We start from the raw sequence: 6000 nt of genomic DNA, 5'->3' as shown, positions 1-6000 counted from the left end.
CACTAACCACTAACCACTAACCACTAACCACTAACCACTAACCACTAACCACTAACCACTAACCACTAACCACTAACATACGTCTTTCCGCGCAGCGGTCCCTCGTCTTTCTTCCATGAGCGCAGCGGTCCTTCATCTTTCTTCCAAAAGCGTAGCCGTCTTTTCCCCGCGTTTCAACACAATACCACCGCCGGCACGTAAAGTTTTTATATTTTAAGACGCTGATAGCCCCTGTTTTACTATTTTTATCGACCAACTGCATAATATTGCGGTTGATTTTCAGTTAAGGTAGTACGTACGCATACACACAATTTTGAAGCTTCTAAACAAATTTATTCTCGGGGCAGTTTTTTCGGGTTTGGCCTTTAGTGCCTGCTCGACCAAAAAGGACGCTTTTTTAAACCGTAATTTCCACGCCCTAAACACCAAGTACAACGTATTGTACAATGGTAATATCGCCTTTGAAGAAGGGCAAAAGGAATTGAATGCCAATTACAAGGACGATTATTGGGAATTGTTGCCCATAGAACGCCTGCAGGTAACCGAGGATATCAAGCTTGATTCCGAAGACAACAACCCCAACTTTGTTATTGCCGAAGAGAAGGCGACCAAGGCCATACAAAAACATAGTATGGACATTAAGGACTTGGAGCGCAATCCGCAGACCGATGAGGCCTTTCTGCTTTTAGGACAGGCACGGTACTTTGACCAACGGTACATTCCCGCATTGGAGGCGTTCAACTACATCATTAAAAAGTACAACTACAGCGATAAGCTCAACGAGGCCCATATTTGGCGAGAGAAGGTCAATATCAGGTTGGAAAACGAGGAACTGGCCCTTAAAAATCTGAAACGGCTGCTCAAGTATGAAAAACTGGAGGACCAAGAGTATGCCGATGCCCGGGCCATGATGGCACAGGCCTACATTAATTTAAAGGTATTGGACACCGCGGTGCAACAACTCAAAATTGCATCCTACTACACCAAAAATAAACCGGAAAAAGGACGGTACTACTATATTATCGGACAACTGTACAACAGGCTCCAATTTAAGGATAGTGCCAACTATGCGTTCGATAAGGTTATCGATCTGAACAGAAAATCGCCTCGGGTATACATGATCAATGCCGAGATACAGAAAATTCGGAACACCGAAATTACCGATGCCAACAAACTGGAGGTGTTCGAACATTTGACGGACCTTGAGGAAAATCGGGAAAACCGGCCCTTTCTCGACCGGATCTTCCGTCAAATTGCCGAATTCCATCTGCAAGGAGAGTCCGATAGCCTTGCCCTGCTCTATTTTAACAAGTCGTTACTGGCCACACAGAACGAACCCAAGCTGAACGCCCTTAATTATGAAAATTTAGCAGAGTATAATTTTGATGAAAATGAATACAAGATCGCTGGTGCATATTACGATAGTGTACTGACCAACCTACCCGAAAACACCAAAAAGTTCAGGGCCACAAAAAAGAAACTCGATAATCTAGAGGATGTGATTGCCTATGAAGATATCGTACAATACACGGATAGCGTATTAAACCTGTACAACATGTCGCCCGAAGATAGGGAGGCCTACTTTTCCGATTATATTGCCGAACTAAAAAGGGAGGCCGAAGCCGCTGCCAAAAAAGAAGAAGCCATGAAAACGGCCGGGTTTGTGGCATTTGGCGAAACTAAGGGCGGAAAGGAAAACAAGGGAAAATTTTATTTTTATAACGTAACCAGTTTGGGTTACGGACAAACCGATTTTAAACAAAAATGGGGCGACCGTGCCCTTGAGGACGATTGGCGTTGGAGCAACAAGGCAAGAACCTTGCCTTCCGAAGCTACCGGGGAGGCAGTTGCCCAAACCGACAGCCTTGCCACCGACCCTTCCGATGAAGAGCGCTATTCCGTTGCATTCTACACCGACCGTATCCCTACGGAACCATCGGTAATCGACAGCCTTTCCAAAGAACGTAATTTTGCGAACTATCAGTTGGGTCTGATTTATAAGGAAAAGTTTAAGGAAAACCTATTGGCGGCCGGGAAGTTGGAAAACGTGCTGGAAAACGACCCCGAAGAACGATTGATCCTTCCCTCAAAATACAACCTATACAAAATTTATGAGGAGGAGGGCAGCCCATTATTGGCCGGTATGCGGGACGATATTGTTCAAAACCACGCAGGCTCCCGATATGCGGAAATTATCCTAAACCCTCGGGCGGTTATTACCGATGGTGAAGATAGTCCCGATGCACGGTATGCGGCCTTGTACAAACAGTACCAAAAACAGGCGTTCTTGAGCACGATTACCGGCGCCGAGGAGAATATCGATCGGTTTACGGGGGACCCCATAGTGCCCAAGTTCGAAATGCTCAAGGCCAATGCCATTGGAAGGCTACAAGGGTTTGAATCCTTTAAGGAGCAGCTGAACTATGTTGCGTTGACCTACCCCAACAATCCGGAGGGCAAAAAGGCGGAACAAATGATCGCCGAACAGCTCCCAAAATTGGAGGTAAAAACATTTTCTACGGAAACCGAATCGGGAAATTGGAAAGTGCTTTTCCCCTTTAAAAGAAGCGATGAAGTACAGGCGGTAGCCCTAATGGAAACCCTGCAGAAATCCATAGACGACCTAAAATACAGAAACAGCGTTTCCAAGGACGTGTACAGTTTGGAAGATCAGTTTGTGGTCGTACATGGCTTCAAATCCAAGACCTATGCCCTTGGCTATGTCGAATTATTAAAAAACAACAAGGATTACCGCGTTGATAATGAGAATTTTGTAATTTTATCCTCCAACTATAAAATCATCCAGGTACACAAAAACCTACAGGAATATTCAAGTAAAATGTTAACCCCAAAACCATAAAAATATGTTTTCAGACAACAAAAGACCTATGCACGAAATAGGCGGACAACCCAATAGAATAGAAAAAAACACTAAAATTAAAGGGGATATTGTTTCCGAAGCCGATTTTCGTATTGACGGAAAATTGGATGGAAACGTAAAGACCTCCGGAAAGGTAGTGATCGGAAAGGACGGCTATATCCACGGCAAAGTGGAATGTGTCAATGCCGATATCGAAGGAAGCTTTAACGGAGAGTTATTGGTTTCGGACCTGTTGTCCCTAAAATCTTCAGCGGTGATCGAAGGAACGGTAGCGGTCAATAAACTGGCGGTAGAACCGGGTGCTACGTTCAACGCTTCCTGTACCATGAAAGGTAAGGGAGGGGCAGGTATTTCTTCAGGAAGCAGTTTTAAATCGGCCGCATTGGGAGGCAACAAAAATGGACCGGCAAAAGCCTCGTAAGCACAATAAGTTTAATGCCTACGCCCGATTTTCAGGCATGGTGTTTCAAATGGTGGGTATCATCTTTGTCGGTTCCTATATCGGCGTCAAGTTGGACGAACGATTCCCGAACGACACCAATTGGCTCACCGTGGTATGTGCACTTACGAGTGTACTACTATCCATTTACATGGTCATACGGAATATTAACTCGGCTTCAAAAGACAAGTAAATAAATGAACGAAGTTTTTAAGAAACGACAATTGTCATTTCTTTTGAAGTTGGGTTTGCTTTCCATTATTCTTTTTGGGGTTCATGTGTACCTGTATCATAGCTTTTCTCAAAAACCCCTATTCTTTCCGATTTGGCAGGTATATTGCTTTCATTTTTGCACGGTACTGCTTATTTTTTCCGTTATCAACTACAAGTACGCTAACGGTACAACAATGATCTTTAATCATTTTATGGTAGGGACCCTACTAAAAATGATACTTTCCTTCCTGTTCTTGTTACCTTTTTTACTCTCGGATTTTGAATTTAAGAAACCCGATGTCATCAACTTTTTTATTCCCTATTTTGTTTTTCTGGCTTTTGAGGTATACAGTGTCAATTTCTTCCTGAACAAACCGCAATAACTTTCGGTGCGACGTGCTCAAAACAGGTCGAAAAACACATTTTAAACCGCTTTAAAATATTGTTTGCGACAATCATTAAATGTGCTTACATTTGCACCGAATTTTACGAGGGGTGCATTAATCGATTTAGAATGAAGTTGCAAAGCATGAAAACACGATTCCTAACCATTTGCTTGATTTTATTTTCATCAAGTTTAGTTTTTTCATCTGAAACTGAAGAGGAAGGTGCTGAATTCAACCCCCAGGCAATGATTACGCATCACGTTCTGGATGCGCACGAGTTTCACATTATCGATTGGAACCATCACCCGATATCCTTGCCGTTGCCCATTATACTTTGGACGGAAAACGGATTGGTAACCTTTATGTCCAGTGCCTTTGAACATGACGATTCCGGAAAGGTCATTGTAGCGCGAAATGGCGGAAAATTTGTAAAACTTCACGAAAAAATCTATCAGCTTGACGCTGGTGCGAATACCGTTTCTTTTGATGCCGAGCACCATCCGGTGAACGCTAGTAAGCCTTTGGACATTTCCATTACGAGAAACGTTTTTATGATGTGGGTATCCGTAATCGTGCTGCTCCTTATTTTTATTGCTGCGGCAAGACGATACAAAAAATCCGAAAACAACGTTCCTACAGGAATTGCGGGCTTTATAGAGCCTTTGGTAGTTTTCGTAAGGGACGAAATTGGCATCCCCATGATAGGGGAGCACAAATACAAAAAATACATGCCCTATTTGTTGACCATATTCTTCTTTATATGGATAAACAACATCTTTGGCCTTATCCCTATTCTTAATGGGGCCAACCTTAGTGGTAACATTGCGTTTACTTTTACGTTGGCCATTTTCACCTTTATCATCACCACTTTTAGTGGAAACAAAAATTATTGGAAGCATATTTTCTGGATGCCCGGAGTTCCCGTGCCGATGAAGATTTTCTTGATGCCCATCGAGATTATAGGAATGTTCGTGAAGCCTATTTCGTTGATGATACGTTTGTTTGCCAATATTACCGCAGGTCATATTATTGTGTTGGCGCTGATGTCGTTGATATTTATTTTTAAATCGGTTTTTATAGCCCCGGTGTCCGTTGGCTTTGCTTTGTTCATTGGAGTGATAGAGATTATAGTAACGGCTATTCAGGCCTATATTTTTACCGTATTGTCCGCCCTTTATTTCGGGATGGCAACAGAAGAGGAACATCATTAATTAATTTAAATATTTTAGAACTATGAGTCTAGCATTAGTACAAGAAGTTGCGGCGGCGGCCGATTATGGCGCAATTGCAGCTATCGGAGCTGGTTTGGCAGCTATTGGTGCCGGAATGGGTATTGGAAAGATTGGCGGAGGCGCCATGGAAGCTATGGCCCGTCAGCCAGAAATGCACGGAAAGATTCAATCTTCTGCACTTATTTTAGCGGCCTTCGTTGAGGCAGTTGCTTTATTTGCGGTAGTTGTATCCTTCCTTAAGTAAAAAAGATTAGGGTGTAACGGTTGGTTGCACCCTAATTTTAATGATGTAGTAATCAAGTAACAATTATTATGGACAGTACGCAATTTGTAACCCCAGGATTCGGTCTGGTATTTTGGACCGCCATTACCTTCATATTCCTCTTGCTAATTTTAAAGAAATTCGCTTGGAAACCTATTTTGGGCGCCGTAAGCGATCGGGAAGAATCAATAAAAAGTGCGTTGGCCGCAGCCGAAGAAGCGAAAAAGGAAATGCAAAATTTGCAATCCGACAACGAACGTATTCTTAAGGAAGCTAGGGCGGAAAGAGACGCCATGCTAAAAGAGGCCCGTGAAATAAAAGAAAGCATCGTTTCGGAAGCGAAGCAGCAAGCGAAAATTGAGGCGGATAAAATGGTACGGACCGCACAGGCAACGATCGAGAGCGAGAAGAAAGCCGCTGTTGCAGATATCAAGGCACAAGTGGCAACACTTTCCGTTGATATCGCCGAAAAGGTGATCAAAGAACAACTATCCGGTAAGGACAAACAGTTAAAGCTGGTCGAGGATATGTTGGGTGATATAAAATTGAATTAGAAATTAGACCCTATTGCAAGCACGTTTCGGTAC

General features: G+C 43.1%; 7 protein-coding genes. All 7 read left to right on the top strand.

Annotated elements, in window-relative coordinates:
- Window positions 1-313: 313 nt before the first annotated feature.
- Entirely contained in the window at window positions 314-2860 is a 2547-nt protein-coding gene (locus ACRD7P_RS15740; protein WP_430908597.1) for a tetratricopeptide repeat protein, read from the top strand.
- Between the two features lie 4 nt (window positions 2861-2864).
- On the top strand, window positions 2865-3302 hold the full coding sequence (locus ACRD7P_RS15735; protein WP_430908596.1) for a bactofilin family protein: 438 nt from the start codon (window positions 2865-2867) through the stop codon (window positions 3300-3302).
- Window positions 3280-3513 (top strand): AtpZ/AtpI family protein, encoded by a 234-nt coding sequence (locus ACRD7P_RS15730; RefSeq protein ID WP_430908595.1) that lies wholly within the window; start codon window positions 3280-3282, stop codon window positions 3511-3513. Before ACRD7P_RS15735 ends, ACRD7P_RS15730 begins: the two co-directional genes overlap by 23 nt.
- Window positions 3514-3517: 4 nt before the next feature.
- The gene (locus tag ACRD7P_RS15725) at window positions 3518-3916 is read left to right on the top strand and encodes a hypothetical protein (RefSeq protein WP_430908594.1); all 399 of its coding nucleotides are present in this window, start codon (window positions 3518-3520) and stop codon (window positions 3914-3916) included.
- A 248-nt stretch (window positions 3917-4164) separates the two neighbouring features.
- On the top strand, window positions 4165-5130 hold the full coding sequence (gene atpB / locus ACRD7P_RS15720; protein ID WP_430908593.1) for a F0F1 ATP synthase subunit A: 966 nt from the start codon (window positions 4165-4167) through the stop codon (window positions 5128-5130).
- A gap of 22 nt (window positions 5131-5152) precedes the next feature.
- The gene (gene atpE, locus ACRD7P_RS15715; protein WP_430908592.1) at window positions 5153-5395 is read left to right on the top strand and encodes an ATP synthase F0 subunit C; all 243 of its coding nucleotides are present in this window, start codon (window positions 5153-5155) and stop codon (window positions 5393-5395) included.
- 68 nt (window positions 5396-5463) lie between these two features.
- Window positions 5464-5967, top strand: coding sequence for a F0F1 ATP synthase subunit B (locus tag ACRD7P_RS15710; protein ID WP_430908591.1), 504 nt, complete (start codon window positions 5464-5466; stop codon window positions 5965-5967).
- The last annotated feature ends 33 nt before the right edge of the window (window positions 5968-6000 follow it).

The organism is Maribacter sp. 2-571 (assembly GCF_050589625.1).
GTDB lineage: Bacteria > Bacteroidota > Bacteroidia > Flavobacteriales > Flavobacteriaceae > Pelagihabitans.
This window is presented reverse-complemented; position numbering and strand designations above follow the sequence as displayed.